Below are 26,875 nucleotides of genomic sequence, written 5' to 3' on the forward strand. Positions count from 1 at the left end.
GGCGCCCGTGTCCCCGCACCGAGTGGTCCTGGTCGGCTTCGGCCCGGTCGGCGCGCGCTTCGCGGAGGAGCTGCTGCCTGCCGCCCGGGACGGCCGGGTGGACCTGACGATCGTCGGCGCCGAGAGCCACGATCCGTACAACCGCATCATGATCGCCGAATACGCGGCCGGGCAGATCGACCGGCAGGCGCTGACCACGGCCGTCGCGGAGGACTTCGCCGCCGCGGGCGCGTCGGTGCTCACCGGCCGGCGGGTGGTGCGGATCGACCGCCCGAGGTCGGCCGTCGAGCTGGACGACGGCGAGCGCGTCGCGTTCGACCGGCTCGTGCGGGCCCGGCAGCCGGAGCCCCCGCGCGGCGCGGATCTGAACCTCATCACCGGGCGGATCCTGACCCAGTACCAGTCCGGGGCGCAGACCCGGCGCATCCCCGAACTCCACGCCGCCGCACCCCGGCCGGTCGCGCTGCTGCATCCGGTGACCGCGATGGACCGCGGCATCCGCACGGGCTCGCGGGTGCGCCTGACCAACGCGCGGGGCACGGTCGAGGCGGACGTCGAGCTCACCGACGACATCCGCCCGGACACCGTGTTCCTGCCCTTCCACTACCCGGGCGCGGAGAGCGCGAACCTGCTCACGAGCGCCGCGACCGACCCGCACAGCTCGATGCCGGAGTTCAAGCGCACGGTGGTCGCCGTGGAGCCGATCCCGGACCCGGCGGGTCCCTGACCGGCCGGTGCATGCTCCCCGGTGCATACTCGAAGAACGCGCGCGCCCGTCGCCGGGCCGCCGGATGCACCGAAGGAGCGATCATGACCAGCACCGCCGACCTCTACGACCAGCACGGCGACGACCTGCAGTCGCTGCCGCTGCAGCTGCGCTCCTTCGGCGGGCACCCGGCGTTCGAGGGGCCGATCCGCACGGTCCGCTGCTTCCAGGACAACGCCCTGGTCAAGGAGCTGCTGGCCACCCCTGGCGACGGCGCGGTGCTCGTGATCGACGGCGACGGGTCGCTCGGCACCGCGCTGATGGGCGACATGATCGCGCAGAGCGCGGTGGACAACGGCTGGGCGGGCGTGGTCATCCACGGCGCGGTCCGTGACAGCGTGGCGATCGGCGCGCTGCCGCTGGGCGTGAAGGCGCTCGGGACGAATCCCCGCAAGAGCGGCAAGACCGGCCGGGGCGAGGTGGACGTCGTCGTCGAGTTCGGCGGCGTGAGCTTCCGCCCGGGGGCGCGGCTCTACGCCGACGAGGACGGCATCCTCGTCGAGCGCTGAGCGTCGCGCGGTCGGCGCTCGAGCGGTGAGCGGATGCCGGCCCCGCCGGGCCTTCCCGGGGCGTAGCCTGAGACCATGAGCGACGTGTGGGACGGCGTGGCCGAGGAGTTCCTCCACCTCTACCGTCGGGGCGGGCGGCTGCTCGCGGTGGCCGGGGCGGATGCCGAGCGCTCGCGCACGGCGGCCGATGCCCTCGCCGACGCCCTTGAGGCCCGCGGCGAGAGGGTGACCAGGGTGCATGCGGACACGGCGGATGCCGCCGCGCTGCGCACGGAGATCGTCGCCCCGTTCCGCGAGGACCGGGCATCCGACCGCGTGCTCCTCGTCTCCGGCCCGGCCGGGCTGCTCGACGGCGAGGCGCGCGGGCTGTGGAACTTCACGGTGTGGCAGCTGGCCGGAGCAGAGCGGCCGCATACCGCGGCATCCGCTCTCGTCGATCTCACCGATCCCGGGCATCCGTCCCGCCGGTTCGCGGACTACTGCGCCCTGCCTTCGGCGTACCGCGCCTGAGGCGACATGCGTCGCAGCGCCCGGGCGCGCCCGGGTACTCTCGTATCGTGACCGAACGCGCCCCTCTCTCCCGCAAGCTGTCCGCCATCGCCGAGTCCGCCACCCTGAAGGTGGATGCCAAGGCCAAAGCCCTCAAGGCCGAGGGCAAGCCGGTGATCTCCTACGCCGCCGGCGAGCCCGACTTCGCGACGCCGCAGTTCATCGTGGACGCCGCCGCCGAGGCCCTCGCCGACCCGGCCAGCTACCGCTACACCCCCGCCCCCGGCCTTCCCGCGCTGCGCGAGGCCATCGTCGCGAAGACGCTGCGCGACTCCGGCCTGGAGGTCTCGCCGAGCCAGGTGATCGTGACCAACGGCGGCAAGCAGGCCGTCTACCAGGCGTTCCAGGCGGTCGTGAACCCCGGCGACGAGGTGCTGCTGCCCGCGCCGTACTGGACCACCTACCCGGAGGCGATCCGCCTCGCCGACGGCACCCCGGTCGAGGTGTTCGCCGGCGCCGACCAGGACTACAAGGTCACCGTCGAGCAGCTCGAGGAGGCGCGCACCGACCGCACCACGGCGCTCGTGTTCGTGTCGCCGTCGAACCCGACCGGCTCGGTGTACACCGCCGAGGAGACCGCGGCGATCGCCGAGTGGGCGCTCGAGTACGGCATCTGGATCATCACCGACGAGATCTACCAGAACCTCACCTACGAGGGCGTCAAGGCGACCTCGATCGTCGAGGCCGTCCCCGAGGTCGCGAACCAGACCATCCTCGTGAACGGCGTGGCGAAGACCTACGCGATGACCGGCTGGCGGGTCGGCTGGATGGTGGGACCTGCGGATGCCATCAAGATCGCCGGCAACCTGCAGTCGCACCTGACCAGCAACGTGAACAACGTCGCGCAGAAGGCCGCGATCGCCGCCCTCAACGGGCCGCAGACCGAGGCCCAGCAGATGCGCGAGGCCTTCGACCGGCGACGCCGCCTGATCGTGTCCGAGCTGTCGAAGATCGACGGGATGCGGGTGCCGAACCCGCTGGGCGCCTTCTACGTCTACCCCGACGTCACCGGCCTGCTCGGCCGGACGTGGGACGGCGTGACCCCGACCACCTCGCTCGAGCTGGCCGACCTGATCCTCGACAAGGCCGAGGTCGCGGTCGTGCCGGGTGAGGCGTTCGGTCCGTCGGGTTACATCCGGCTCTCCTACGCCCTGGGCGACGACGCTCTGCTCGAGGGCGTGCAGCGCCTGCAGCGCCTGTTCTCCTGAGCGCCTTCTCCTGAACGACGCGGAAGCGCCGGCGCCCCTCCCGGGGCGCCGGCGCTTCCGCGTGCCGGGCTCTGTTCCCCCACATGCTGAGGGCGAGCTGCGCCACCAGCGCGGAGAGCAGGAACGAGGCGATGATGGCGACCGTGCCGACCGGGATGATCCTCCAGCCGATGTTGCGCAGCAGCGGCAGGTCCTTGCCGAGGGTGAACCCGGCGTTCGTCAGCATCGCGGTGATCATGGCGAGGAAGTCGACGGATGCCGAGACCCCGGTCAGCCAGCCCGCGACCGGCGAGATCGGCGAGGTGAGCAGCGCGCCGATCGTGATCACCGAGATGATCGCGGGGAGCCGGCCGCGGGTCGCCTTCGCCAGCCCGAGGCCGACCAGCACGAGGGCGGCGATGAGGAGGTAGGTCACCACCATCTCCCAGGTGAACGAGCGCGAGGCGATCGCGGAGGTGACCAGGCCGGTGACCGCGAACACCGCAAGCGCCAGCCGGTACAACCTCATCCTCGCGGTCTGGCTGCGCCACATGTCGGACGTGAACCGGTTCGAGATCGCCCTGGAGTCGGCGCTCACCGGCTCACGGATCGGCGATCGCGCGGTCGTGCTGCGCACCGCGCGGCACATGTCCCGCATCCTCGGCCCGGACTCCTGCGCCGTCGAGGTCGTCCCGAGCGAGTGACTGCGCGGCATCCGACGCGGCGACGCGGATGCGGTCAGAGATCCACGCCGATCAGCACCGGCTCCGGCTGCAGCAGCAGCCCGAACTCGGCGTGCACGCGGCTGCGGATGAAGCGGGCCAGCTCGGCGATCTCCGCCGCGGTCGCGCCGCCGCGGTTGGTGAGCGCGAGGGCGTGCTTGCTCGACACGCCGGCCCGCGAACGCGGCAGCTTGAACCCCTTGCGGATGCCGGACTGCTCGATCAGCCACGCCGCGCTGACCTTGACCTCCGCCGGCGATGCGTCCGTGACCGGCACGATCCCGCCGTACGCGGCCAGCGGGATGACGGTGACCGCGTCCAGATCCGGGGTGACCGGCCACCGCGGGCACTCCGGAGGCAGCGCGCGGGCGACGGATTCCGGCACGATCGCGTTCTGGAAGAAGGAGCCGGCGCTGTTCGTGTCCGGGTCGGCGGGGTCGAGCAGCATCCCCTTCGCCGCGCGGGTGGCGAGGATGCGCTCGCGCACCCAGGTCAGCGGCACCGGCTCGTCGCCGTCGATCCCGAGCGCCCGGCGGAGCTGCTCGCCGCGCACGGTGCGGGCGCCGTGCGGGGCGACGGCGAGATCGAGGGTGACCGACAGGATCACCGCGCGGCGACGGGTCGACGCGCCGTAGTGGTGCTTCAGCACCGAGGTGCGGAAACCCAGCCCGAGCTCCTCGGCCGGCACGACCGCCGGCGCGCCCGCGTGCTCGTCGATCAGCTCGACCTCGACGAGCGTCTCCTGGATCTCCTGACCGTACGCGCCGACGTTCTGCACGGGGGCGGCGCCGACCGTGCCCGGGATGCCGGACATCGCCTCGATCCCGGCGTAGCCGCGCTCCACGGCGTAGGAGACGAGGCCGTCCCACGAATGCCCGGCCTGGACACGCAGGCGCACGCGCCCCTCGTGCGGGGACGGCAGTTCCTCGATGCCGGAGGTGAGCACGCGGATCACGGTGCCGTCGAACCCGGCATCCCCCGCGAACAGGTTGGAGCCGCCGCCGAGGACGAACCAGTCGTCGCCGCGCTGCCAGACCTCCTGCAGCGCCTCGATCAGCTCCGCACGCGTGACGGCGTCGAGCATCCGCTGCGGTGCCCCGCCGGTGCGGAGCGTCGTGAGAGCCGAGAGCGGGATCGGCGAGATCTCCGGCATCTCAGACGGCGACCCGCAGCTGGGCCTTCACCAGCACGGTGGTCCCGGCGGAGGTGACCTTGAGGTCGATGCGCGCGGCCTCGTCGTCCACCGCGCCGACCGTGGCGACCACGTGCACGTCCGCGCCGTCGACGGGGTCCACGACGACGGGCTTGGTGAAGCGCACGCCGTAGTCGAGGATCCGCGCCACATCGCCCAGCGCCGAGACGACCACGGACGAGGCGATGCCCATCGTGAGCATGCCGTGCGCGAGCACGCCCGGCAGCCCCACCTGGGCGGCGACGTCGTCGCGGTAGTGGATCGGGTTGAAGTCTCCGGATGCCCCGGCGTAGCGCACCAGGGATTCACGGGTGAGGTGCACGGTGCGCTCGGCGATGACGTCGCCGACGGTGAACGCGGCCATCACGCGGCCTCCCCTTCTTCGCCCGAGCCGACCAGCAGCACGCTGGTCGCGGTGACGACGTGCGCCCCGTCGGCGTCGGTGATCTCCGCTTCGCTCGTGATCATCGCGTTGCCGCCCATGGCACGGATGCCGGTGACGCGGAGCCGCCCGGTCAGCTCGTCGCCGGCGACGATGGGACGCGTGTACTGGAAGCGCTGCTCGGCGTGGATGGTCCGGGCGAGCACGATGCCGGAGTCGGGCTCGGCGAGCAGCTGCTGCAGGGTCAGATCCTGGATGACCATCGCGAAGGTGGGCGGTGCGACGACGTCCGGGTAGCCGAGCGCGCGGGCCGCCTCGACGTCGGTGTGCAGGGGCGCGTCCGCGAAGACCGCGCGGGCGAACTCGCGCACCTTCTCACGGCCGACGAGGTACGGCGGGGTCGGCGGGAACTCGCGGCCGACCAGTTCGGGGTTCACTGGCACCCTCCGATCCTACCCAGGGCCCGGCGCGGCGGTTCCTCGCTCACGGGCATCCGACCGCGCGTCGCGTCCCGGCGGACGGCCTGCCGCCCCCGCCGGGAGCAAATCGCACCCCGCCAGGGCCAGAGCGATGCGGAATGCTCCCCGCGACGAACGCCCGCGCGATCGCCGGGAGGAGAACGCACCCGGGAGCGGCCGCGGAGGTGCAAGAACCTCCCGGCGGCCGGTGTGCAGGTCCGCGTTCAGCCGCGGCGACGCCCGCGGATCGCCTTGAGCGCCATCTGCAGGGCGATCACGACGAGGTAGGCGGCGAAGAGGACGTTTCCGGCGAAGGGGTCGATCAGCGTCGCGAGCCAGGCGCCGAGCGCCGTGGTCGTGCACGCGGAGACGCCGATGATCGCCGCGGCGACGAGGTCGACATTGCGGTGGCGGATGTTGCCGACGGTCCCGGAGACGGCGGTCGGGATCATCATCAGCAGGGACGTGCCCTTGGCGACGAGGTCGCTCGTCCCGAAGACGAGCATCAGCACGGGGACGACGATGACGCCCCCGCCGACGCCGATGAGCCCGGCGACGATGCCCGTGGCGACGCCGACGAGCACCAGTCCGGCGCCGCTCACCCAGGACAGGACCAGCTCGGCATCCCGCGAGGGGATCACGACGAACAGGCTCACGATGACGACGGCGAGGAAGCCGACGAAGCTCCATCGCAGCGCGGTCTGCGAGACGCGGGCCAGCATCCGGATGCCGATCTGCGCGCCCACGACCGCCCCGGCGGCGAGGATGAGCGCGGCGATCCATGCCACGGCATCCGCCAGCGCGTACGAGATCACGCCCACGGCGGCGGTCGGCACGATCGCGGCCAGCGAGGTGCCCGCCGCGCGGCGCTGGTCGAAGTGCAGAATCAGCACCAGCAGCGGGACGATCACGGTGCCGCCGCCGACGCCGAACAGGCCGGAGAGGAGACCGGCCATCAGGCCGATGCCCACGAAGGCGAGGTACGCGCGGGGCCCCCGGGTGATGGCCTGGTCCGCGTTCACCGGACCAGCCTATCCCGGGAGCCCCGCCGGCCCCGGCCCGCAGCCGGGGCCGGGGGCGTCTCAGACCTCCTGATCCGCCTTGATCGGCACCGCGATCGACTGCGTGAGCGCCTGCTCGTAGCGCCGCTGCCGGCGCCGCAGCCAGAGCCCTCCGGCGATGAGCAGCGCCAGTGCGATGTACGCGGCGGCGGCGAACGGCTGCAGGATCAGCGTCGACAGGTCGCCCTGGCTCAGCTGCAGCGCCTTGCGCAGGTAGTCCTCGCCCATCGGGCCGAGGATCATGCCCACCACCAGCGGCGCCACCGGATAGCCGTACCGGCGCATGAAGTAGCCGAGCACGCCGATGACCAGCAGGATCAGCACGTCGACGACGGCGAAGTTCAGCGCGTACGCGCCGAACGCCGCGAACAGCAGGATGCCGGCGTACAGGTACGGCCTCGGGATCTGCAGCAGCTTCACCCACATCCCGACCAGCGGGAGGTTCAGCACGATGAGGATGACGTTGCCGATGTAGAGGCTCGCCACCAGTGCCCACACCAGCGCGGGCTGGTTCCGCCGCCGCATCCACCGCCTCGAGCCGCACCAGATCACGGCGCTGGTGCGCAACCAGGAGACGACGCTGCACGGCCTCAGCGAGGGCGTGGTGACGGTGGATGCCGGCGGCGTGATCACCCTCGCGAACGACGCGGCTGCAGCCTTCCTCGGCACCTCCGCGGATGCCATGACCGGCGCCCGCGCGGCGGACGTGCTCGACGAGGAGCTGATGACGGTGCTGCGCGACGGAGAGGACGCCGGCCGTCCCGTCATCGTCGGGTCCCGTGTGCTCGTCGCCCGCAGCACCGGCTCGCAGCTGGACGGGGAGCGGGTGGAGGCGACGCTGCTGCTGCGCGACCACACCGAGCTGCACGACGTCGTGCGGCGGGTGGAGGCGGCGGACGCCATCATCGCGTTCCGGCAGCGGGCGGCGCTGCCGAAGGGGCTCAGCGCCGAGACGCTCGGACGGGTCGCGGCGGCCCTCGCCGAGCATCCGGATGCCTCCGCAGCCGACATCGGGGAGCGGCTGTCGATCTCGCGGGTGAGCGCCCGGCGGTACCTGGAGCACCTGGCCAGCACGGGCCGCGCGATCCGCCGCCTCGACTACACCACGAAGGGGCGCCCCGGCACCCGGTATCGCGCGAACGAGCCGCTCTCCGGCGAGGTCGCCGTCCCGGGCTGAGCCGGACACGCACGAAGCCCGCCACTCCTCCGGACACGCACGAAGCCCGCCGCTCCTGACGGGGCGACGGGCTTCGTGCGTGCGCGGGTGCTTACTCCGACTTCTCGGCGACGGCGTCCTCGGCGGCGGCCTCAGCGGCCTCGCCCTCGGCCTGCGACTCCGCGCCGGCCTCGGCTGCGGTGTTCTCCTCGGCCGGAGCGTCCTCGGTCGTGGTCTCCTCGGCCTCGGCGGCCTTCGGCTCCTCCGCCGCGGCCTCCTCCGACTCGGCCTTCGGCGCCTCGGCCTTGGCGGCCGGCTTCGCCGACTTCTTCTTCGGGCTGACCGGCTCGAGGACGAGCTCGATCACGGCCATCGGGGCGTTGTCGCCCTTCCGGTTGCCGACCTTGGTGATGCGGGTGTAGCCGCCCTCGCGCTCCGCGACCAGCGGGGCGATCTCGGTGAACAGGACGTGCACGACTTCCTTGTCACCGATCACGGACAGCACGCGACGACGAGCGTGCAGATCACCGCGCTTGGCGAAGGTGATCAGGCGCTCGGCGAGCGGACGCAGGCGCTTGGCCTTGGTCTCGGTCGTCTTGATCGACTTGTGGGTGAACAGCGCCGCGGCGAGGTTCGCGAGAAGAAGGCGCTCGTGGGCGGGGCCGCCTCCGAGGCGGGGACCCTTGGTGGGCTTGGGCATAATCGTCTAGCTCCTGGTCAGAATAGGTCGGGTATCAGAAGGACTCGTCTTCGCTGCCGCCGTAGAAGTGGGCGCCGTCGAAACCGGGCACCGAGTCCTTCAGCGACAGGCCGAGGGAGACGAGCTTGTCGCGCACCTCGTCGACCGACTTCTGTCCGAAATTGCGGATGTTCATCAGCTGCGTCTCGGAGAGGGCGACCAGCTCCGCGACGGTGTTGATGCCCTCGCGCTTGAGGCAGTTGTACGAGCGCACCGACAGGTCGAGGTCCTCGATCGGCATCGACAGCTCGCTGGAGAGCACGGCCTCGACCGGCGCCGGGCCGATCTCGATGCCCTCGGCCTCGACGTTCAGCTCGCGGGCGAGGCCGAACAGCTCGGTGAGCGTCTTCGCGGCGGATGCCACGGCGTCGCGCGGGCTGATCGAGTTCTTCGTCTCGACGTCGAGCACCAGCTTGTCGAAGTCGGTGCGCTCACCGGCACGGGTGGCGTCGACGCGGTAGCTGACCTTGAGCACCGGCGAGTAGATCGAGTCGATCGGGATCTGACCGGCCTCGGCGTACTCGTTGCGGTTCTGCGCCGCCGACACGTAGCCACGGCCGCGCTCGATGGTGAGCTCGAGCTCGAAGCGGGCGGTGTCGTTCAGGGTGGCGATGACGAGCTCGGGGTTGTGCACCTCGACGCCGGCCGGGGCGGAGATGTCCGCCGCGGTCACCTCGCCCGCACCCGTCTTGCGCAGGTAGGCGGTGATGGGCTCGTCGCGCTCGCTGGAGACGACCAGCTGCTTGATGTTGAGGATGATCTCGGTCACGTCCTCCTTGACACCGGGGATCGTGCTGAACTCGTGCAGCACGCCGTCGATGCGGATGGTGGTGACCGCGGCGCCGGGGATCGACGACAGCAGGCTGCGACGCAGCGCGTTGCCGATCGTGTAGCCGAAGCCGGGCTCGAGCGGCTCGATCACGAACCGGCTGCGGTTCTCGGAGATCTTTTCCTCGGTGAGAGTGGGACGCTGTGCGATGAGCACTATGTGTTCCTTTCGATCACATGCCCGCTATATGACATGTGGTGGGTGAGGTCTTGAGTTGTGAAGGCGAATGCTCGCGGCGGATGCCGGTCCGCAGCGAACGGCGGACCGGCATCTCGCGCGGGATCAGACGCGGCGGCGCTTCGGCGGACGGCAGCCGTTGTGAGCCTGCGGCGTCACGTCCTGGATCGAGCCGACCTCGAGGCCGGCGGCCTGCAGCGAGCGGATCGCGGTCTCGCGGCCCGAGCCCGGGCCCTTCACGAAGACGTCGACCTTCTTGACGCCGTGCTCGGCGGCCTGACGGGCCGCGGACTCCGCGGCCATGCCGGCGGCGTACGGCGTCGACTTGCGCGAGCCCTTGAAGCCCACGCCACCGGACGAAGCCCAGCTGATGACGGCGCCGGACGGGTCGGTGATGGAAACGATGGTGTTGTTGAACGTCGACTTGATGTGGGCCTGGCCCAGCGCGATGTTCTTCTTCTCCTTGCGGCGCGGCTTGCGCGCGGCGGCCTTGGGTGCAGCCATGAAAGTTCTCTCCTAGTCCCTGGCCGCTTAGCGGGCCTTCTTCTTGCCGGCGACGGTGCGCTTCGGGCCCTTGCGGGTGCGAGCGTTGGTCTTGGTGCGCTGACCGCGGACCGGGAGGCCACGACGGTGGCGCAGGCCCTCGTAGGAGCCGATCTCGACCTTGCGGCGGATGTCTGCGGCGACCTCGCGGCGCAGGTCACCCTCCACCTTGTAGTTGCCTTCGATGTAGTCGCGGAGCGCGACGAGCTGGTCGTCGGTGAGGTCCTTGACGCGGATCGACTCGTCGATCCCGGTGGCCTTGAGGATCTCGACCGAGCGGGTGCGGCCGATGCCGTAGATGTAGGTGAGGGCGATCACCACGCGCTTGTCGCGCGGGATGTCGACGCCGGCAAGACGTGCCATGCGGATTCTCCTGGAGTTGGTGGAGGTGTGGAGCAGAATCGGTGCCCGGGCCTCCGTCCCGAGGTGTCCCCCTTGCGGGTTCTGACTCTGCCTGTGGCATTTCCGGCTAAGCCCTTCCGGTCGTTGAGCGAGGACGCGCAGCGACCGAGACGAAACGCAGCCGGTCTGTATTGAGTTATCTGGTCGCGTCAGGTTTCGACTCGCTCGCGCCGTGCGCGTGCTCGCTCAACCTTGAGTCATCGCGCGTCAAGCGCCGCTGCGCGGCGCATGACCCGCCGATGACTCAACCCTGGCGCTGCTTGTGGCGGGGGTTGCTCTTGCAGATCACCATGACGCGACCGTGACGACGGATCACGCGGCAGTGGTCGCAGATGGGCTTGACGCTCGGGTTGACCTTCATGATTTTCCTGTTCGCTGTCTTCACCGGGCAGGCGCGGGCGCCTGGGGTGTTACTTCTCGACCGATCAGCGGTAGCGATAGACGATGCGGCCGCGGGTCAGGTCGTAGGGGCTGAGCTCCACGACCACGCGGTCCTCGGGGATGATGCGGATGTAGTTCTGCCGCATCTTTCCGGAGATCGTCGCCAGGACCTTGTGCCCGTTGGTGAGCTCAACGCGGAACATCGCGTTGGGCAGAGCCTCGGACACGACGCCCTCGATCTCGATGACACCGTCTTTCTTAGCCATAGCCTCGCTGACGCTTCTGCAGATCGGCCGATCTGCGGTGGATGGGTGGGTGCGGTGCCGTCCGGGAGGACACGCCGAATCAAGGCGCAAGGCACCAAAGATCTATGATAGACCCTCCGCGCGCCTGCGGCAAATGGGCGCCCGGCGGCCCGATCAGCTGATCAGGTCGGTGAACTTCTTGAAGTCGTCCTGGTTCTGCAGGTCCAGCCGCTCGCCGTTGATCTCGACCGTCGGTGTGCCCTGGATCTCGTGCTTCTCGGCCTGCGCGACGCCGAACTTCTCGTACGTGCCCTCGGTGATGCAGTCGGCCGCGGCATCCGCACCCACTTCGGTCGCGTACTGCGCGAGCTGCTCGTCGGTGAGGCCGGCGGTGTTCTCGGCGGGCTGGTTCTGGAACAGCGTGTCGATGTAGTCGAGCGTCTTGCTCGGCGCCTTCTCGGCGACGCAGAACACCGCGCCCGCGGACCGGGAGGAGTAGTCAGTGCCCTGGGAGAAGCGGTCCAGGATCGAGATCGGGTGGTACTCCAGGGTGATCCGGCCGTCCTCGGCGGCGGTCCGCAGCTGCTCGCCGTAGCTCTGCTCGAACTGGTTGCAGATCGGGCACATGAAGTCGACGTACACGGCGACGGTGTCCTCGCCCTCGCCGAAGCTGATCGCACCGCTGTCGGAGTTCACGATCTCGCCCTTCGGCGCCGCTCCGGGGTCGTTGGCGCGGTTGTTCAGCCACACCACGACGCCGCCGAGGGCGACGAGCACCACCACGACGGCGATGGAGATTCCGATGGCGAACCAGTTGGTCTTGCCCTGCGCAGCGGCCATTGCGTTCCGATCTGTGGAGACTCACACGTGCACATCCATCTTGCCCGCGCGACGCTATGTCCTGCATGTGAGCGCCCGCCCGCGCCGAGAATCAGTTCCGCGCGTAAGAATCGGCGCCATGCACTGATTCTCGCGGCCGCAACCGACTCTGGCGGTTCCCCACATTTCGCGCTCGCTGGCGAGTTGTCCACATCCGCCGGTCCCGGCCGCGTTCGGCCGCAGCCGTGCGGCGACGATGGGGTCATGGGCCAGCTGTTGTCGGACCGGGCGTGCCTGACGTCCCCTCTCCCGTTGTTCACCGCCGACGAAGCACGGATGCTGGGCATCCGCCTCTCTGCATCCGCGCACGTCGCGGTGCGCCGGGGCGTGTACACCTCCCGCCGCGACTACGAAGCGCTCACACCGTGGCAGCGGTATGCCGTCCGCGTGCACGCCTACAGCCGCACCCACCCGCATTCGGTGCTGTGCCTCGAGTCCGCGGCCGTGGTGCACGGCCTCCCGCTCTTCGGTGAATCTCGCGACATCCACGTGTACGACCCGGACCGCCCGTCGTCGACGCGCTACGGGGACGTCGTCGTGCACACGAGTCGCGACGACCGTGCGGTGCAGCGCACTGATGGCATCCTCGTCACCGCCCTCGGCGAGACGGCAGTCGATCTGGCGCGGCTGCTCGCCCCTGCACAAGCCCTCGCTGTCACCGACGCCGCGATCTCGCCGGCTCAGGGCGGGATGCTGCGGCTCGCGGACCTTCGGGAGATCGCCGACGGGCAGTCGACGGCCCGCGGCACGAAGCTGCTCGAGTGGGTGTGGGCACATGCGGACGGCCGTGCCGAGTCCCCGGCGGAAAGCGTCAGCCGTGCGGTGATCGAGTGGAGCGGCTATCCGGAACCGGAGCTCCAGCACGAGTTCCACTATGAAGGCGTGCGGGACCGCGTCGACTTCTATTTCCCCGGATGCCGCGCCATCGGCGAGGCGGACGGCTGGCAGAAGTACGCGCTCGAGGACCCGCAGACGGCCGGCAAGCGGCTGGCCGACGAGAAGCGCCGCGAGGACAGGCTGCGACGCCACACGCATCCGTTCGCACGGTGGGATCTCTCCGACGCCTGGCGCGTGGCCCCGATGTGCCATGCGCTGGACCTGGCAGGCGTGCCGCGCGTCAGGCCACTGCAGCGCGGGATGCTGGCGACTCTGCGCCGGCGACACCGTGAAGTCGCACGAGAATCAGTTTCGCGCGCGAGAATCAGCGCGCAGAGCTGATTCTCGCCCCCGGAACTGATTCTGGCCGCCCCCGCGCGCCCCGCGCTACGCGAGCGGCGCCGGCACCACCCCGAACGGCGCGAGCCCCGCCGCGCCGCCGTCGGGCGCGGTGAGCACCCAGATCCCGCCCTCGTGCCGGGCGACGCTGTGCTCCCAGTGCGAGCCGTCGGTGCCGTCGACGGTGGAGACGGTCCAGTCGTCGTCCTCGACCAGGGTGGCCTCTCCCCCGGCGGTGACCATCGGCTCGATCGCGAGCACCAGGCCCGGACGGACCTCGGCCCCGGCATCCGGAGTGCGGTAGTTGAACACGCTGGGCGCCTCGTGCATCTTCCGGCCGATCCCGTGGCCGACGTACTCGCGCAGGATGCCGTACGGCTCACCCGACACCGCCGAGACGCCCTGCGCCTCGATGTAGTCCTGGATCGCGGCGCCGATGTCGCCGATGTGCGAGGCCGTCGCCATGGCGGCGATGCCCGCCCACATCGACCCCTCGGTCACCCGGGAGAGCTCCTCCCGGCGCGCCACGACCTCCGGCCGGGACGGGTCGGGCACGACGATGGTGATCGCGCTGTCGCCGTTCCAGCCCTGGTACTGCGCCCCGCAGTCGATCGACACGATGTCGCCCGGCGCGAGCACGCGGTCCCCGGGGATGCCGTGCACGACCTGCTCGTTCACCGAGATGCAGGTGGCGTGGTGGTAGCCGCGCACGAGCTTGAAGTTGGACTCGGCGCCGCGCTGGGTGATCACCCGCTCCGCGGCCGCGTCCAGCTCTCCCGTCGTGACACCAGGACGCACCAGTGCGCGCACGGCGTCCAGCGCGGCGGCCGTGATCAGCCCCGGCTCGACCATCGAGCGCAGCTGCGCCGGGGTCTTGTAGATCGACTTGCGGAACACGTCAGACCAGCTGCGCGAGCCCGCGGGCCGCCAGCGCCGCCGAGATGCGCTCGGTGATCTCGTCGAGCGTGCCCACGCCGTCGATGCGGTCGACGATGCCGCGCTCCCGGTAGATCGCGAGGATCGGCGCGGTCTCCTTCTCGTAGATGTCGAGCCGGTGCGCGATCGCCTCCTCGGTGTCGTCCGAGCGGCCCTGCTCGACGGCGCGCAGGCGGAGGCGCTCGATGCTCTCCTCGCGCGGGACGTCGAGCAGGATCACGGCGTCCAGGGTCTCGCCGCGACCGGACAGGAAGTCGTCGAGGTCGTGCACCTGGTTCGCGTTGCGGGGGTAGCCGTCCAGGAGGAAGCCGTTCGCGGCATCCGGCTGCGAGAGCCGGTCGCGGACGATCTCACCGGTCAGCGCGTCGGGCACGAGGTCGCCGGCGTCGAGGATCGCGGTGACCCGCTTGCCGAGCTCGGTGCCCTCCTTGATGTTGGCGCGGAAGATGTCGCCGGTGGAGACGACCGGGATGCCGAAGGCGGCGGCGATGCGCACCCCCTGGGTGCCCTTGCCGGATCCCTGCGGCCCGACGATCAGCAGGCGTGCGGATGCGGTCATCGGAGGAGCCCTTCGTAATGGCGCTGCTGAAGCTGCGCGTCGATCTGCTTCACCGTCTCGAGACCGACGCCCACGATGATGAGGATTGAGGCGCCGCCGAACGGGAAGTTCTGGTTGGCCTGCACCGTGGACAGCGCGATCAGCGGGATCAGCGCGACCAGGCCCAGGTAGATCGAGCCCGGGAACGTGATGCGGGTGAGCACGTAGTCCAGGTACTCGGCGGTGGGACGCCCGGCACGGATGCCCGGGATGAACCCGCCGTACTTCTTCATGTTGTCGGCGACCTCGACGGGGTTGAACGTGATCGCGACGTAGAAGTAGGTGAAGCCGATGATCAGCAGGAAGTACACCGCCATGTACAGGGGATGGTCTCCGCTGGCGAAGTAGGTGGAGATCCACGCCACCCACGCGGGCGGCTCGCTGCCGTCCGGCGGCGTGTTGAACTGCGCCACCAGCATCGGGATGTAGAGCAGGGACGAGGCGAAGATGATCGGGATCACGCCCGCCATGTTCACCTTGATCGGGATGTAGGTGTTCGTGCCGCCGTACGTGCGCCGGCCGACCATGCGCTTGGCGTACTGCACCGGGATGCGCCGCTGCGACTGCTCGACGAACACGACGAGCCCCATCACGACGATGCCGATGGCGAGCACGAGGAGGAACGTCTCGAAGCCGCGGGCCTCCCAGATGGTCCACATCGCGGAGGGGAACGTGGCGGCGATCGAGGTGAAGATCAGCAGCGACATGCCGTTGCCGATGCCGCGCTCGGTGACCAGCTCGGCGAACCACATGATCAGGCCCGTGCCGGCGGTCATCGCGATGATGATGAGCAGCTGCGCCCACCAGACGTCGTTCGTGAGCAGCTGCTGGCAGGCGGCGATGTCGGTGGTGCCGAACAGCTGGCCGCTGCGGGCCACCGTCACCAGGGTGGTCGACTGCAGCAGCGCGAGCGCGATGGTCAGGTAGCGGGTGTACTGCGTCAGCTTGCTCTGCCCCGCCTGCCCCTCCTTGTGCAGGGTCTCGAAGTGCGGGATGACCACGCGCAGCAGCTGGGTGATGATCGTCGCCGTGATGTACGGCATGACGCCGAGCGCGAAGATGGACAGCTGCAGCAGCGCACCGCCCGAGAACAGGTTCACCAGTCCGAGCAGGCCCTCGGTGCCGGCGTTGGCGGCGAGGCACTCCTCCACGTTCGGAAAGTGCACGAACGGTGCGGGAACGTTCGACCCCAGGCGGTAGAGCGCGATGATGCCGATGGTGAAAAGGATCTTGTGCCGCAGGTCAGGCGTGCGGAAGATTCGCGCGATGGCGCTAAACAAGGTCGTTCCTCCTGAAGGGATTGCCGATCCGCGGGGGACGGCCGAAAGTCAAGGGTAACGCAAAGGAGGGGCCGGAAATCTCCGACCCCTCCTCGCGTGTGTCACTTGACGGATCCGCCAGCGGCGACGATCTTCTGCTCGGCGCTGCTCGAGACCTTGTCGACCGAGACCGTGAGCTTGACGGAGATGTCCCCGTCGCCCAGGACCTTGACCTTCTCGTTCTTGCGGACCGCTCCCTTGGCGACCAGGTCGCTGACCGTGACCTCGCCGCCCTGCGGGTAGAGCTCGGCGAGCTTCGCCAGGTTCACGACCTGGTACTCGACCCGGAACGGGTTCTTGAAGCCGCGGAGCTTCGGGGTGCGCATGTGCAGCGGCATCTGCCCACCCTCGAACCCGGCGCGAACAGTGTTGCGGGCCTTGGTGCCCTTGGTGCCGCGACCGGCGGTCTTGCCCTTGGAGCCCTCACCGCGACCCACGCGGGTCTTCGCGGTGTTGGCGCCGGGGACCGGACGCAGGTGGTGCACCTTCAGCACGCCGGGGCGCGAGGCCGCGGCATCCGCCTTCTTGGCGGCCGGCTTCGTGGCGGCCGCGGTCGACTTGCGCGTCGCGGACTTCTTCTTCTCGGCCTTCTCGGCCTCGACGACCTCGACGGCTTCCTTCTTCTCAGCCATTAGTCGATCTCCTCAACCTTGACGAGGTGAGCGACGGTCCGGACGTAGCCGCGCGTCTGCGCGTCGTCGGGACGGACGACCGAGTCGCCGATCCGCTTGAGACCGAGGCTGCGCAGCGTGTCGCGCTGGTTCTGCTTCTCACTCACCTTGGACTTGATCTGCGTGACCTTGAGCCGTGCGGCCATCAGGCACCTACCTTCTGCGCAGCGGCGGCGGCCGCAGCGGCCCGCGCCTCGTTGCGGATGATGATCTCCGGCACGACCGCGTCGTAGTCCAGGCCACGGCGAGCGGCGACGGCGCGCGGCTCCTCCAGGCCCTTCAGAGCCTCGACGGTGGCGTGCACGATGTTGATCGTGTTCGACGAGCCGAGCGACTTCGACAGCACGTCGTGGATGCCGGCGCACTCCAGGACCGCACGGACCGGACCACCGGCGATGACACCGGTACCCGCGGCGGCCGGACGCAGGAGCACCACGCCCGCAGCGGACTCGCCCTGCACCGGGTGCGGGATGGTCGAGCCGACGCGCGGCACGCGGAAGAAGTTGCGCTTGGCCTCCTCGACGCCCTTCGAGATCGCCAGCGGCACCTCGCGGGCCTTGCCGTAGCCGACGCCCACCATGCCGTTGCCGTCGCCGACGACCACGAGCGCGGTGAAGCTGAACCGGCGACCGCCCTTGACGACCTTCGACACGCGGTTGATGGTGACGACGCGCTCCAGGAACTGGTTGTCGCCGCGGTCGCGCGAGTTGCGGTCACGGCCCTGGTTGCGGTCGCGACCGCCCCGGCGGCCTTCGCGCTGCTCGCGCTGGGGCTCGGCCTGAGCCTCGGCAGCAGCCTGCTCGGTCACTTCGTTGTTCTCCTTGATGTCACTCACAGTGCCAGCCCCCCTTCGCGGGCGCCATCGGCGATGGCGGCGACACGACCGGCGTAGCGGTTGCCGCCACGGTCGAACACTGCCTCGGAAATGCCGGCGGCCTTCGCGCGCTCGGCGACGAGCTCGCCCACCTTGCGGGCCTTGGCGGTCTTGTCACCGTCGAAGGAGCGCAGGTCGGTCTCGAGCGTGGAAGCGGATGCCACGGTGTGGCCCTTGCTGTCGTCCACCAGCTGCACGAAGACGTGACGTGCGGAGCGGGTGACGACCAGACGCGGACGCGTCTCGGTGCCCACGATCTTCTTGCGAAGACGGGCGTGACGACGCGCGCGGGCGTCGGACTTCGACTTCACAGCCATGGTTTACTTACCAGCCTTTCCGGCCTTGCGACGCACGACCTCGCCGGCGTAGCGCACACCCTTGCCCTTGTACGGCTCGGGCTTGCGGATCTTGCGGATGTTGGCGGCTGCCTCGCCGACAGCCTGCTTGTCGATGCCGCTCACGGTGAGCTTGTTCGTGCCCTCGACCGTGAACGTGATGCCCGCGGGCGGGTCCACCTGCACCGGGTGCGAGAAGCCGAGCGCGAACTCGACGCCGCTGCCCTTCTGCTGCACGCGGTAACCGGTGCCGACGACCTCGAGGCCCTTGGAGTAGCCCTGCGTGACGCCGATGATGTTGTTGTTGATGAGGGTGCGGGTCAGGCCGTGGAGCGACCGCGACTCGCGCTCGTCGTCGGGACGGGTGACCAGGACCTGGTTCTCCTCGACGACGACCTCGATGGGGCTGGCCACCTGCAGGGTGAGCTCACCCTTGGGGCCCTTCACCGACACCTCGCGGCCGTTGACCGTGACGGTCACGCCCGCGGGGATGTCGATGGGAAGACGTCCGATACGCGACATGTCAGATCACCACACGTAGGCGAGAACTTCTCCGCCCACGCCCTTCTGCTCAGCCTGACGGTCGGTGAGGAGACCGGAGGAGGTGGACAGGATGGCAATGCCGAGGCCACCGAGGACCTTGGGCAGCTCGGTTGACTTCGCGTACACGCGGAGACCGGGCTTCGACACGCGCTTGATGCCGGCGATGGAGCGCTCGCGGTTGGGACCGTACTTGAGCGACAGGGTGAGGTTCTTGCCGACGCGGGCGTCGGTCACCTCGAAGCCGGCGATGTAACCCTCCTGCTGGAGGATCTCGGCGATGTGCGCCTTGAGCTTGCTCGACGGCATCGTCACGGAGTCGTGGTGCGCCGAGTTCGCGTTGCGCAGACGGGTCAGCATGTCTGCGACCGGGTCTGTCATTGTCATTGTTGTCTTCTTTCGATCATGGGGTTCCGGCTGCCGTTACACGACAGACGGCCTTCCTGAACACACGCAATCTTCAATTGTACGGCACGCGGGGAGGGATGCCTTCCGGCATCCCTCCCCGCGTCTCCGATCAGGCCGGGGCGTCGGCGGCCTTGAACGGGAAGCCCAGGTGGCGCAGGAGCGCGCGGCCCTCGGCATCCGTCTTGGCCGACGTCACCACGGTGATGTCGAAACCGCGGACGCGGTCGATCTTGTCCTGGTCGATCTCGTGGAACACGCTCTGCTCCTGGAGACCGAAGGTGTAGTTGCCGTTGCCGTCGAACTGGTTCGCCGACAGGCCGCGGAAGTCGCGGATGCGCGGCAGAGCCAGGTTCACCAGGCGGTCCAGGAACTCCCAGGCGCGGTCGCCGCGGAGGGTGACGTGCGCGCCGATGGGCTGGCCCTCGCGCAGCTTGAACTGCGCGATCGACTTGCGAGCCTTGGTGACGACCGGCTTCTGGCCGGTGATCCGGGTGAGGTCGTCGACCGCACCCTCGATCACCTTGCTGTCGCGAGCGGCCTCGCCGACGCCGGTGTTCACGACGACCTTGACCAGGCCGGGGATCTGCATGACGTTCTTGTAGCCGAACTCGTCCTGCAGAGCCTTCTTGATCTCGTTGTTGTACTTCGCCTTCAGGCGCGGCTGGATCTTGCCAGCCTGCGCGGCGTCAGTCGCTGCCATCAGAGGTCCTTACCTGACTTCTTCGCGTAGCGCACGCGGACCGTGCGCTTGACGCCGTCCTTGACCTGCTCCTCGACGCGGTGGCCGACGCGGGTCGGCTTCTTGGTCGAGGGGTCGACGAGGGCGACGTTGGAGATGTGGATCGGCGCCTCGACGGTCTCGATGCCACCGGTCTTGGTGCCGCGCTGGGTCTGGCCGACGCGGGTGTGCTTGGTGACGTAGTTCACGCCCTCCACCACGACGCGGTTCTGCTCGACGAGGACCTCGAGGACCTTGCCCTGCTTGCCGCGGTCGCCGCCCTTGTCCTGCTTGCGACCGGTGATGACCTGAACCAGGTCGCCCTTCTTGATCTTCGCCATGATCAGATGACCTCCGGGGCCAGGGAGACGATCTTCATGAACTTCTTGTCGCGAAGCTCACGACCGACCGGCCCGAAGATGCGGGTGCCACGGGGCTCCCCGTCGTTCTTCAGGATCACGGCGGCGTTCTCGTCGAACTTGATGTACGAGCCGTCGGGACGACGCGTCTGCTTGACGGTGCGGACGATGACGGCCTTGACCACATCGCCCTTCTTGACGTTGCCGCCCGGGATCGCGTCCTTGACCGTCGCGACGATGGTGTCGCCCAGACCCGCGTAGCGGCGGCGCGAGCCACCGAGGATGCGGATCGTGAGCAGCTCCTTCGCGCCGGTGTTGTCGGCGACCTTGAGGCGGGACTCCTGCTGAATCACTTGGCCTTCTCCAGAATCTCAACCAGACGCCAGCGCTTGGTGGCGCTCAGCGGACGGGTCTCGTTGATGAGAACCAGGTCGCCGATGCCGGCGGTGTTGTTCTCGTCGTGGGCCTTCACCTTCGAGGTGCGGCGGATGACCTTGCCGTAGAGCGGGTGCTTCACGCGGTCCTCGACCTCGACGACGATGGTCTTGTCCATCTTGTCGCTGACGACGTAGCCACGACGCGCCTTGCGGTAGCCGCGGGCGTTGACGTCGCGGACGTCGTGCTCGGCGGACTCGTGGCCGGCCTCTGCAGCCTTCTTCTCAGCCATTACTCGGCCTCCTCCTTCGGCGCCTCGGCCTCATCGGCCTTCCTCGCCTTCGACTTGGACGCCTTCTTGGCCGGAGCCTCGACCGGAGCGGGCGTCGCACGGATGCCCAGCTCGCGCTCGCGGATCACGGTGTAGAGGCGCGCGATGTCGCGCTTGACGGCGCGGATGCGGCCGTGGCTCTCCAGCTGGCCGGTGGCCGACTGGAATCGGAGGTTGAACAGCTCCTCCTTGGCCTTGCGCAGCTCCTCGACGAGGCGCTGGTCTTCGAACGTGTCGAGCTCGGCGGGTGCGAGCTCCTTGGTGCCGATCGCCATTACGCGTCGCCCTCCTCGCGCTTGATGATGCGTGCCTTCAGAGGCAGCTTGTGAATGGCCCGGGTGAGCGCCTCACGAGCCAGCTGCTCGTTCACGCCCGCGACCTCGAACAGGACGCGGCCCGGCTTGACGTTTGCGACCCACCACTCCGGCGAGCCCTTACCGGAACCCATGCGGGTCTCGGCCGGCTTCTTCGTGAGCGGACGGTCCGGGTAGATGTTGATCCACACCTTTCCACCACGCTTGATGTGACGGGTCATCGCGATACGAGCGGACTCGATCTGACGGTTCGTCACGTAAGCGGGGGTCAGGGCCTGGATGCCGAACTCACCGAAGGTGACCTTGGTGCCGCCGGTCGCCTGGCCCGAACGCTTCGGGTGGTGCTGCTTGCGGTACTTGACCTTGCGAGGGATAAGCATCAGGCAGACGCTCCTTCTGCGACGGGAGCCTCGGTGCGCGGGGCGCGACGACGGTCGCCGCCACGGTCACGCGAAGGCTTCTGGTTGGCCTGCTCGCGAGCAAGCTCCTTGTTGGTGAGGTCGCCCTTGTAGATCCAGACCTTCACGCCGATGCGGCCGAAGGTGGTCTTCGCCTCGTAGAAGCCATAGTCGATGTTCGCGCGGAGCGTGTGCAGCGGCACGCGACCCTCGCGGTAGAACTCGGAACGGCTCATCTCCGCGCCGCCGAGACGGCCGGAGACCTGGATGCGGACGCCCTTGGCGCCGGCGCGCTGCGCGCCCTGCAGGCCCTTGCGCATCGCGCGGCGGAACGCCACGCGCGCGGAGAGCTGCTCGGCGATGCCCTGCGCGACGAGCTGAGCGTCGGCCTCGGGGTTCTTCACCTCGAGGATGTTCAGCTGGATCTGCTTGCCGGTGAGCTTCTCGAGGTCACCGCGGATGCGCTCCGCCTCGGCGCCGCGGCGGCCGATGACGATGCCCGGACGAGCGGTGTGGATGTCCACACGCACGCGGTCGCGGGTGCGCTCGATCTCGATGCGGCTCACGCCGGCGCGGTCGAGCTGCGTCTGCAGGAGCTTGCGGATCTTGATGTCCTCGGCCACGTAGTCGGCGTAACGCTGGCCCGGCTTCGTGGAGTCGGAGAACCAGCGGGACACGTGGTCCGTGGTGATGCCGAGGCGGAAGCCGTAGGGGCTGACTTTCTGTCCCATTACTTGCTCGCCTTCTTCGTCTTGGCAGCCGGGGCCGCCTCAGCGACCTCGGGGGTGGCCAGCACGACCGTGATGTGGCTCGTGCGCTTCTTGATCTGGAATGCGCGGCCCTGAGCGCGGGGCTGGAAACGCTTGAGCGTCGTGCCCTCGTCGACGTACGCGTTCTTCACGTACAGGTCCTGCTCGTCCAGGAACTCGCCGTCGCGATCGGCCTTGACCTGCGCGTTCGCGATGGCGGCGTGCACGAGCTTGTAGATCGGCTCGCTGGCACCCTGCGGCGCGAACTTCAGGATGGCCAGCGCCTCCTGGGCCTGCTTGCCCTTGATCAGGGCGACGACACGACGAGCCTTCTGAGGGGTCACGCGGATGTGTCGCACGCGTGCGATGGACTCCACCATTTCTCTCTCCTCTATCGCCCCCGCGTCAGCGGCGGCGGCCCTTCTTGTCGTCCTTCTCGTGGCCGCGGAAGGTGCGGGTGGGCGCGAACTCGCCCAGCTTGTGGCCGACCATGGTCTCGGTCACGAACACGGGGATGTGCTTGCGACCGTCGTGCACGGCGATGGTGTGACCCAGCATGGCCGGGATGATCATCGAGCGACGCGACCAGGTCTTGATGACGTTCTTGGTACCAGCCTCGTTCTGACCGACCACCTTGCGAAGCAGGTGCTCGTCGACGAAGGGGCCCTTCTTGAGACTACGTGGCATCTTCCTCTACTCCTACTTGCGCTTCTTGCCAGTGGTGCGGCGACGGACGATGTACTTGTCGCTTTCCTTGTTGGCGTGACGGGTGCGTCCCTCGGCCTGGCCCCAGGGGGTGACGGGGTGACGACCACCGGAGGTCTTGCCCTCACCACCACCGTGCGGGTGGTCGACCGGGTTCATGGCGACACCGCGGACGGTCGGGCGGACGCCCTTCCAGCGCTTGCGGCCGGCCTTGCCCCAGTTGATGTTGGACTGCTCGGCGTTGCCGACCTCGCCGATCGTCGCGCGGCAGCGCGCGTCGACGTTGCGGATCTCGCCCGAGGGGAGACGCAGCTGCGCGTAGGGGCCGTCCTTCGCGACCAGGCGCACCGAGGCGCCGGCCGAACGAGCCATCTTCGCACCGCCGCCGGGACGGAGCTCGATCGCGTGGATCACCGTACCGGTGGGGATGTTCTTCAGCGGCAGGTTGTTGCCGGGCTTGATGTCCGCGGCGGGACCCGACTCGACGATGTCGCCCTGCTTCAGCTTGTTCGGGGCGAGGATGTAGCGCTTCTCGCCGTCAACGTAGTGCAGCAGCGCGATGCGCGCGGTGCGGTTGGGGTCGTACTCGATGTGAGCGACCTTGGCGTTGATGCCGTCCTTGTCGTTGCGACGGAAGTCGATGACACGGTACTGGCGCTTGTGGCCACCGCCGATGTGGCGGGTGGTGATGCGGCCCTGGTTGTTGCGGCCACCGGTCTTGGCGAGCGGGCGCAGCAGCGACTTCTCCGGCGTCGATCGGGTGATCTCGGCGAAGTCGGCCACAGACGAACCGCGGCGACCCGGGGTCGTGGGCTTGTACTTGCGAATAGCCATGTTCTGTCCTTATCCCCCGGTCAGCCGACTGCCGTGAAGATGTCGATGGAGCCCGACTTCAGCGACACGATGGCGCGCTTGGTGTCCTTGCGCTTGCCGGTGCCGAAACGGGTGCGGCGGGCCTTGCCGACGCGGTTGATCGTGTTCACCGAGGCGACCTTCACGCCGAAGATCTTCTCGATGGCGAGCTTGATCTCGGTCTTCGAGGCGCGCGGGTCCACGAGGAAGGTGTACTTGCCCTCGTCGATCAGACCGTAGCTCTTCTCGGAGACGACCGGGCCCAGGATGATGTCGCGCGGGTCCTTGTTCAGGGCCGTCGCGAGGATGTTCTGCTCGCTCATGCCGAGACCTCCTCGGTTGCGCCGGTCTTCGAGGCGATGAAGCCCTCGAGAGCGGCCTTGGTGAAGACGATGTCGTCGGAGACGAGCACGTCGTAGGCGTTCAGCTGGTCGTAGCTGAGCACGTGGACGTTCGGAAGGTTCCGGACGCTCTTCACGGTCAGCTCGTCGTTGCGCTCGGTCACCACGAGGACGTTCTTCGACGGGGCGACACCGGCCAGCAGGCCCGCGGCGGACTTCGTCGAAGGGGTCTCGCCGGCGACGAACGCCTCGACGGCGTGCAGGCGCTCACCGCGGAAGCGGTCGCTGAGCGCGCCCAGGAGGGCGGCGGCGATCATCTTCTTGGGGGTGCGCTGCGAGTAGTCGCGCGGCTTCGGGCCGTGCACGATGCCACCGCCGGTCATGTGCGGCGCGCGGATCGAGCCCTGACGGGCGTTGCCCGTGCCCTTCTGCTTGAAGGGCTTGCGGCCGGCGCCGGAGACCTCACCGCGACGCTTGGTCGAGTGGGTGCCCTGGCGCGCCGCGGCGAGCTGCGCGACGACGACCTGGTGGATCAGCGGGACGTTGGTCTTGACGTCGAAGATCGCGGCGGGCAGCTCGACAGAGCCGGCCTTCTTGCCGTCGACCGCGATGACGTCGAGCGCGAGAGTCGAGTCGGCCATGGTCAGGCACCCTTCACTGCGTTGCGGACGTAGACGATGCGGCCGCGCGCGCCGGGGACGGCGCCCTTGACGAGCATGAGTCCCTTCTCGGCGTCGATGGCGTGCACCGTGAGGTTGAGGACGGTCACGCGCTCGCCGCCCATGCGGCCGGCCATGCGCATGCCCTTGAAGACGCGGCTCGGGGTCGCCGAGGCGCCGATCGAGCCGGGCTTGCGGTGGTTGCGGTGCGCACCGTGCGAGGCGGAGACGCCCTTGAAGTTGTGGCGCTTCATGACACCGGCGGTGCCCTTGCCCTTGCTGGTGCCGACGACGTCGACCAGCTGGCCGGCCTCGAACAGGCCGTCCACGGTGAGCTCCTGACCGAGTGAGTAGTCAGCAGCATCCGCGGTGCGGATCTCGGTGACGTGACGACGCGGCGTGACGCCGGCGGCCTCGAAGTGCGCGGTCAGCGGCTTGGTGACCTTGCGCGGGTCGATCTGGCCGTAGGCGATCTGCACGGCGTTGTAGCCGTCCTTCTCAGGGGTGCGGATCTGGGTGACGACGTTCGGCGCCAGCTCGATGACGGTGACCGGGACGAGCTTTCCGTTCTCGTTCCACACCTGCGTCATGCCGAGCTTGGTGCCGAGCATGCCCTTGGAAATCTTTGCGTTGATGTCAGCCATGTCGAACCTCAGAGCTTGATCTCGATGTTGACGTCGGCCGGAAGGTCAAGGCGCATCAGCGAGTCGACGGCCTTGGGCGTCGGGTCGACGATGTCGATCAGACGCTTGTGGGTGCGCATCTCGAAGTGCTCGCGGCTGTCCTTGTACTTGTGGGGCGACCGGATGACGCACACGACGTTCTTCTCGGTCGGAAGCGGCACGGGGCCGACGACAGTCGCGCCCGCACGGGTCACGGTGTCGACGATCTTGCGCGCCGACGTGTCGATGACCTCGTGGTCATACGACTTCAGGCGAATGCGGATCTTCTGTCCCGCCATTTGTCTGCTCACTCTCTTTAAGGCGTCTTACCGTCCTGGGCCGGGTGACCCTGGGGCATTGGACGCACGTCGGCGCTGTTCACGCCTCGGCACTGGACTTCGCGGATCCGGGACCGTACCGGTCCCTGAGCCCGTCGAAGGGGCACCACTGTTCTGCTGTCAGCCGCACGCCGGAGCGCACGGATGCCGACCCCCGCCGTGCAGGCACGCCGGGATCCCGTTCGGGAGGTGTCGGATTTTTGTGTTCTGCTGCCCGCGGCCTAGAACCCTGCACCCGGAGGGGCGCCGTCTATGCACTGCCCTGGCAGTGATCCCGCGCAGGGCGCAGGAATGTGGAACCTGTCTATTCTGCCATGCGGGTTTTCGGTTGCGCAAACCCGGGCGTGTCGCGCGTGATTCCGCGGTTCCGCGGCATCCGTCGGGGAGACGCGGGTGGGGCATCCCCATGCCCCACCCGCGCTGGGGGACGCCCGGCGCGAGGGGGCACGCCGGGCCGGAGGCGTCGGGCATGGAGGGACGCCGGACGCCTCGTCCGCGGGCGCTCCACGAGTCGCAGGCGCATGGTGATGCCATCGCGGACTCCCCGCGCGCTCGGCACGCTGTTCCCCAAGATGCAATCCCCAATGTCCTCGACGCATCGGATGCGCCGGAGCGGGAGCTTCCCCGCTCCCGCCGTGCCGCTTTTCCCCAGGCGGCGATCCTCAGTGTAGGGGACGGGCGCCGCGCGCGGCCAGCATCCGCCCCCGCGTGCCGCGGACCCGGGACACGGAAGAGGCGGTGCACCCGCCGGGGATGCACCGCCTCTTCGCGCTCAGCGCGGCGTCACTCGTTGCCGACGGCCTTGTCGATGTTGTCGCGGACGCCGTCGATGTGGTCGGACGCACCCGGCGCGATCTTCTTGGCGAAGTCGGAGACGCCGTCGAGCACCTTGTCGCTGATGCCCTCGGCCTGCTCGCTGTGGATCGCCTCGTCGACCTTCTCCTTGTTCTGCTCGAAGATCTCCTTGCCCTTGTTCAGTGCGTCTTCGATGCCCATGGGTT

The 26,875-nt window shown here is 69.1% G+C and carries 44 protein-coding genes; 8 read left to right on the forward strand and 36 right to left on the reverse strand.

Annotated features, from left to right (window positions below; translation table 11 throughout):
• Window positions 1-7: 7 nt before the first annotated feature.
• The 6 genes from JSY13_RS10270 (at window position 8) to JSY13_RS10295 (ending at window position 3,715) form a co-directional block, all read left to right on the forward strand.
• A complete protein-coding gene (locus JSY13_RS10270) occupies window positions 8-727 on the forward strand; it encodes a molybdopterin dinucleotide binding domain-containing protein (protein ID WP_259606575.1) in 720 nt (239 codons plus the stop codon).
• A gap of 83 nt (window positions 728-810) precedes the next feature.
• Complete coding sequence (gene rraA / locus JSY13_RS10275) at window positions 811-1,275, forward strand: ribonuclease E activity regulator RraA (RefSeq protein WP_259606576.1); 465 nt, start codon at window positions 811-813, stop codon at window positions 1,273-1,275.
• A 75-nt stretch (window positions 1,276-1,350) separates the two neighbouring features.
• Window positions 1,351-1,785 carry a hypothetical protein gene (locus JSY13_RS10280; RefSeq protein WP_259606577.1) on the forward strand — a complete coding sequence of 145 codons (435 nt, stop codon included), beginning with the start codon at window positions 1,351-1,353 and terminating at the stop codon, window positions 1,783-1,785.
• Between the two features lie 47 nt (window positions 1,786-1,832).
• Window positions 1,833-3,032 carry a pyridoxal phosphate-dependent aminotransferase gene (locus JSY13_RS10285; RefSeq protein ID WP_259606578.1) on the forward strand — a complete coding sequence of 400 codons (1,200 nt, stop codon included), beginning with the start codon at window positions 1,833-1,835 and terminating at the stop codon, window positions 3,030-3,032.
• 83 nt (window positions 3,033-3,115) lie between these two features.
• Window positions 3,116-3,442, forward strand: coding sequence for a hypothetical protein (locus JSY13_RS10290; protein ID WP_259606579.1), 327 nt, complete (start codon window positions 3,116-3,118; stop codon window positions 3,440-3,442).
• Between the two features lie 18 nt (window positions 3,443-3,460).
• Window positions 3,461-3,715, forward strand: a complete 255-nt coding sequence (locus JSY13_RS10295) for a hypothetical protein (protein WP_259606580.1) — start codon at window positions 3,461-3,463, stop codon at window positions 3,713-3,715.
• 34 nt (window positions 3,716-3,749) lie between these two features.
• Here JSY13_RS10295 and JSY13_RS10300 read toward each other — a convergent pair whose 3' ends face one another.
• From JSY13_RS10300 to JSY13_RS10320, 5 genes are all read right to left on the reverse strand, one after another.
• Window positions 3,750-4,886, reverse strand: a complete 1,137-nt coding sequence (locus JSY13_RS10300; RefSeq protein ID WP_259606581.1) for a UDP-N-acetylmuramate dehydrogenase — start codon at window positions 4,884-4,886, stop codon at window positions 3,750-3,752.
• 1 nt (window position 4,887) lies between these two features.
• Window positions 4,888-5,289, reverse strand: a complete 402-nt coding sequence (locus JSY13_RS10305) for a MaoC/PaaZ C-terminal domain-containing protein (RefSeq protein WP_259606582.1) — start codon at window positions 5,287-5,289, stop codon at window positions 4,888-4,890.
• Window positions 5,289-5,750: a MaoC family dehydratase N-terminal domain-containing protein gene (locus tag JSY13_RS10310; protein ID WP_259606583.1), complete on the reverse strand. Its 462-nt coding sequence runs from the start codon at window positions 5,748-5,750 to the stop codon at window positions 5,289-5,291. The genes JSY13_RS10305 and JSY13_RS10310 overlap by 1 nt, the downstream gene beginning before the upstream one ends.
• 239 nt (window positions 5,751-5,989) lie before the next feature.
• Window positions 5,990-6,787 carry a sulfite exporter TauE/SafE family protein gene (locus JSY13_RS10315; RefSeq protein WP_259606584.1) on the reverse strand — a complete coding sequence of 266 codons (798 nt, stop codon included), beginning with the start codon at window positions 6,785-6,787 and terminating at the stop codon, window positions 5,990-5,992.
• A 60-nt stretch (window positions 6,788-6,847) separates the two neighbouring features.
• Window positions 6,848-7,351 (reverse strand): tripartite tricarboxylate transporter permease, encoded by a 504-nt coding sequence (locus tag JSY13_RS10320; protein ID WP_336297686.1) that lies wholly within the window; start codon window positions 7,349-7,351, stop codon window positions 6,848-6,850.
• A 34-nt stretch (window positions 7,352-7,385) separates the two neighbouring features.
• Here JSY13_RS10320 and JSY13_RS10325 point away from each other — a divergent pair, with 34 nt between their 5' ends.
• Window positions 7,386-8,003 carry a PAS domain-containing protein gene (locus tag JSY13_RS10325; protein ID WP_259606586.1) on the forward strand — a complete coding sequence of 206 codons (618 nt, stop codon included), beginning with the start codon at window positions 7,386-7,388 and terminating at the stop codon, window positions 8,001-8,003.
• A 91-nt stretch (window positions 8,004-8,094) separates the two neighbouring features.
• On the opposite strand, the gene rplQ is transcribed toward JSY13_RS10325, so the two are convergent.
• The 7 genes from rplQ to JSY13_RS10360 form a co-directional block, all read right to left on the reverse strand.
• On the reverse strand, window positions 8,095-8,682 hold the full coding sequence (gene rplQ, locus JSY13_RS10330; protein ID WP_259606587.1) for a 50S ribosomal protein L17: 588 nt from the start codon (window positions 8,680-8,682) through the stop codon (window positions 8,095-8,097).
• Between the two features lie 34 nt (window positions 8,683-8,716).
• Entirely contained in the window at window positions 8,717-9,706 is a 990-nt protein-coding gene (locus tag JSY13_RS10335; protein WP_259606588.1) for a DNA-directed RNA polymerase subunit alpha, read from the reverse strand.
• Window positions 9,707-9,832: 126 nt separating this feature from the next.
• Complete coding sequence (rpsK, locus tag JSY13_RS10340) at window positions 9,833-10,231, reverse strand: 30S ribosomal protein S11 (RefSeq protein ID WP_071644012.1); 399 nt, start codon at window positions 10,229-10,231, stop codon at window positions 9,833-9,835.
• Window positions 10,232-10,258: 27 nt separating this feature from the next.
• Complete coding sequence (gene rpsM, locus JSY13_RS10345; RefSeq protein WP_259606589.1) at window positions 10,259-10,633, reverse strand: 30S ribosomal protein S13; 375 nt, start codon at window positions 10,631-10,633, stop codon at window positions 10,259-10,261.
• A 283-nt stretch (window positions 10,634-10,916) separates the two neighbouring features.
• Entirely contained in the window at window positions 10,917-11,033 is a 117-nt protein-coding gene (rpmJ, locus tag JSY13_RS10350; protein ID WP_071644008.1) for a 50S ribosomal protein L36, read from the reverse strand.
• A 64-nt stretch (window positions 11,034-11,097) separates the two neighbouring features.
• The gene (infA, locus tag JSY13_RS10355) at window positions 11,098-11,319 is read right to left on the reverse strand and encodes a translation initiation factor IF-1 (protein ID WP_005050493.1); all 222 of its coding nucleotides are present in this window, start codon (window positions 11,317-11,319) and stop codon (window positions 11,098-11,100) included.
• A gap of 153 nt (window positions 11,320-11,472) precedes the next feature.
• Window positions 11,473-12,138: a DsbA family protein gene (locus tag JSY13_RS10360; protein WP_259606590.1), complete on the reverse strand. Its 666-nt coding sequence runs from the start codon at window positions 12,136-12,138 to the stop codon at window positions 11,473-11,475.
• A gap of 27 nt (window positions 12,139-12,165) precedes the next feature.
• Between JSY13_RS10360 and JSY13_RS10365 the strand changes: the two genes are divergently transcribed.
• Window positions 12,166-13,395 (forward strand): hypothetical protein, encoded by a 1,230-nt coding sequence (locus JSY13_RS10365; protein WP_259606591.1) that lies wholly within the window; start codon window positions 12,166-12,168, stop codon window positions 13,393-13,395.
• Window positions 13,396-13,440: 45 nt separating this feature from the next.
• Here JSY13_RS10365 and map read toward each other — a convergent pair whose 3' ends face one another.
• The 24 genes from map to JSY13_RS10485 all read right to left on the reverse strand — a co-directional run bounded on the left by map (window position 13,441) and on the right by JSY13_RS10485 (window position 26,870).
• Window positions 13,441-14,289, reverse strand: coding sequence for a type I methionyl aminopeptidase (map, locus tag JSY13_RS10370; RefSeq protein WP_259606592.1), 849 nt, complete (start codon window positions 14,287-14,289; stop codon window positions 13,441-13,443).
• A gap of 1 nt (window position 14,290) precedes the next feature.
• A complete protein-coding gene (locus tag JSY13_RS10375) occupies window positions 14,291-14,887 on the reverse strand; it encodes an adenylate kinase (RefSeq protein WP_259606593.1) in 597 nt (198 codons plus the stop codon).
• Entirely contained in the window at window positions 14,884-16,206 is a 1,323-nt protein-coding gene (gene secY / locus JSY13_RS10380; protein WP_259606594.1) for a preprotein translocase subunit SecY, read from the reverse strand. Before secY ends, JSY13_RS10375 begins: the two co-directional genes overlap by 4 nt.
• Window positions 16,207-16,307: 101 nt before the next feature.
• Window positions 16,308-16,877 (reverse strand): 50S ribosomal protein L15, encoded by a 570-nt coding sequence (rplO, locus tag JSY13_RS10385; protein ID WP_259606595.1) that lies wholly within the window; start codon window positions 16,875-16,877, stop codon window positions 16,308-16,310.
• The gene (gene rpmD, locus JSY13_RS10390; protein WP_106816569.1) at window positions 16,877-17,062 is read right to left on the reverse strand and encodes a 50S ribosomal protein L30; all 186 of its coding nucleotides are present in this window, start codon (window positions 17,060-17,062) and stop codon (window positions 16,877-16,879) included. The genes rplO and rpmD overlap by 1 nt, the downstream gene beginning before the upstream one ends.
• Complete coding sequence (gene rpsE / locus JSY13_RS10395; RefSeq protein ID WP_259606596.1) at window positions 17,062-17,751, reverse strand: 30S ribosomal protein S5; 690 nt, start codon at window positions 17,749-17,751, stop codon at window positions 17,062-17,064. The genes rpmD and rpsE overlap by 1 nt, the downstream gene beginning before the upstream one ends.
• A complete protein-coding gene (gene rplR / locus JSY13_RS10400; protein WP_259606597.1) occupies window positions 17,748-18,107 on the reverse strand; it encodes a 50S ribosomal protein L18 in 360 nt (119 codons plus the stop codon). Before rplR ends, rpsE begins: the two co-directional genes overlap by 4 nt.
• Before the next feature lie 3 nt (window positions 18,108-18,110).
• Window positions 18,111-18,647 (reverse strand): 50S ribosomal protein L6, encoded by a 537-nt coding sequence (gene rplF, locus JSY13_RS10405; RefSeq protein WP_259606598.1) that lies wholly within the window; start codon window positions 18,645-18,647, stop codon window positions 18,111-18,113.
• Between the two features lie 6 nt (window positions 18,648-18,653).
• On the reverse strand, window positions 18,654-19,052 hold the full coding sequence (gene rpsH, locus JSY13_RS10410; RefSeq protein WP_259606599.1) for a 30S ribosomal protein S8: 399 nt from the start codon (window positions 19,050-19,052) through the stop codon (window positions 18,654-18,656).
• Window positions 19,053-19,182: 130 nt separating this feature from the next.
• Complete coding sequence (rplE, locus tag JSY13_RS10415; protein ID WP_259606600.1) at window positions 19,183-19,773, reverse strand: 50S ribosomal protein L5; 591 nt, start codon at window positions 19,771-19,773, stop codon at window positions 19,183-19,185.
• The gene (gene rplX, locus JSY13_RS10420; RefSeq protein WP_259606601.1) at window positions 19,773-20,132 is read right to left on the reverse strand and encodes a 50S ribosomal protein L24; all 360 of its coding nucleotides are present in this window, start codon (window positions 20,130-20,132) and stop codon (window positions 19,773-19,775) included. The genes rplE and rplX overlap by 1 nt, the downstream gene beginning before the upstream one ends.
• A gap of 2 nt (window positions 20,133-20,134) precedes the next feature.
• The gene (rplN, locus tag JSY13_RS10425; protein ID WP_067194525.1) at window positions 20,135-20,503 is read right to left on the reverse strand and encodes a 50S ribosomal protein L14; all 369 of its coding nucleotides are present in this window, start codon (window positions 20,501-20,503) and stop codon (window positions 20,135-20,137) included.
• Complete coding sequence (rpsQ, locus tag JSY13_RS10430) at window positions 20,500-20,817, reverse strand: 30S ribosomal protein S17 (RefSeq protein WP_259606602.1); 318 nt, start codon at window positions 20,815-20,817, stop codon at window positions 20,500-20,502. Before rpsQ ends, rplN begins: the two co-directional genes overlap by 4 nt.
• The gene (rpmC, locus tag JSY13_RS10435) at window positions 20,817-21,131 is read right to left on the reverse strand and encodes a 50S ribosomal protein L29 (RefSeq protein WP_272653364.1); all 315 of its coding nucleotides are present in this window, start codon (window positions 21,129-21,131) and stop codon (window positions 20,817-20,819) included. The genes rpsQ and rpmC overlap by 1 nt, the downstream gene beginning before the upstream one ends.
• Window positions 21,131-21,550, reverse strand: a complete 420-nt coding sequence (gene rplP, locus JSY13_RS10440; RefSeq protein ID WP_259606603.1) for a 50S ribosomal protein L16 — start codon at window positions 21,548-21,550, stop codon at window positions 21,131-21,133. Before rplP ends, rpmC begins: the two co-directional genes overlap by 1 nt.
• Window positions 21,550-22,299: a 30S ribosomal protein S3 gene (gene rpsC, locus JSY13_RS10445; RefSeq protein ID WP_259606604.1), complete on the reverse strand. Its 750-nt coding sequence runs from the start codon at window positions 22,297-22,299 to the stop codon at window positions 21,550-21,552. The genes rplP and rpsC overlap by 1 nt, the downstream gene beginning before the upstream one ends.
• On the reverse strand, window positions 22,299-22,697 hold the full coding sequence (rplV, locus tag JSY13_RS10450; RefSeq protein WP_259606605.1) for a 50S ribosomal protein L22: 399 nt from the start codon (window positions 22,695-22,697) through the stop codon (window positions 22,299-22,301). Before rplV ends, rpsC begins: the two co-directional genes overlap by 1 nt.
• 25 nt (window positions 22,698-22,722) lie before the next feature.
• Entirely contained in the window at window positions 22,723-23,004 is a 282-nt protein-coding gene (gene rpsS / locus JSY13_RS10455) for a 30S ribosomal protein S19 (RefSeq protein ID WP_223170705.1), read from the reverse strand.
• Between the two features lie 12 nt (window positions 23,005-23,016).
• A complete protein-coding gene (gene rplB, locus JSY13_RS10460) occupies window positions 23,017-23,856 on the reverse strand; it encodes a 50S ribosomal protein L2 (RefSeq protein ID WP_259606606.1) in 840 nt (279 codons plus the stop codon).
• A gap of 20 nt (window positions 23,857-23,876) precedes the next feature.
• On the reverse strand, window positions 23,877-24,197 hold the full coding sequence (gene rplW / locus JSY13_RS10465; RefSeq protein WP_259606607.1) for a 50S ribosomal protein L23: 321 nt from the start codon (window positions 24,195-24,197) through the stop codon (window positions 23,877-23,879).
• On the reverse strand, window positions 24,194-24,856 hold the full coding sequence (rplD, locus tag JSY13_RS10470) for a 50S ribosomal protein L4 (RefSeq protein WP_259606608.1): 663 nt from the start codon (window positions 24,854-24,856) through the stop codon (window positions 24,194-24,196). Before rplD ends, rplW begins: the two co-directional genes overlap by 4 nt.
• Before the next feature lie 2 nt (window positions 24,857-24,858).
• Entirely contained in the window at window positions 24,859-25,518 is a 660-nt protein-coding gene (rplC, locus tag JSY13_RS10475; protein WP_259606609.1) for a 50S ribosomal protein L3, read from the reverse strand.
• A gap of 8 nt (window positions 25,519-25,526) precedes the next feature.
• Complete coding sequence (rpsJ, locus tag JSY13_RS10480) at window positions 25,527-25,835, reverse strand: 30S ribosomal protein S10 (RefSeq protein WP_017201594.1); 309 nt, start codon at window positions 25,833-25,835, stop codon at window positions 25,527-25,529.
• A gap of 822 nt (window positions 25,836-26,657) precedes the next feature.
• Window positions 26,658-26,870: a hypothetical protein gene (locus JSY13_RS10485; protein WP_259606610.1), complete on the reverse strand. Its 213-nt coding sequence runs from the start codon at window positions 26,868-26,870 to the stop codon at window positions 26,658-26,660.
• Between the last annotated feature and the right edge of the window lie 5 nt (window positions 26,871-26,875).

Source organism: Microbacterium neungamense, from assembly GCF_024971095.1.
GTDB classification, from domain to species: Bacteria; Actinomycetota; Actinomycetes; order Actinomycetales; family Microbacteriaceae; genus Microbacterium; species Microbacterium neungamense.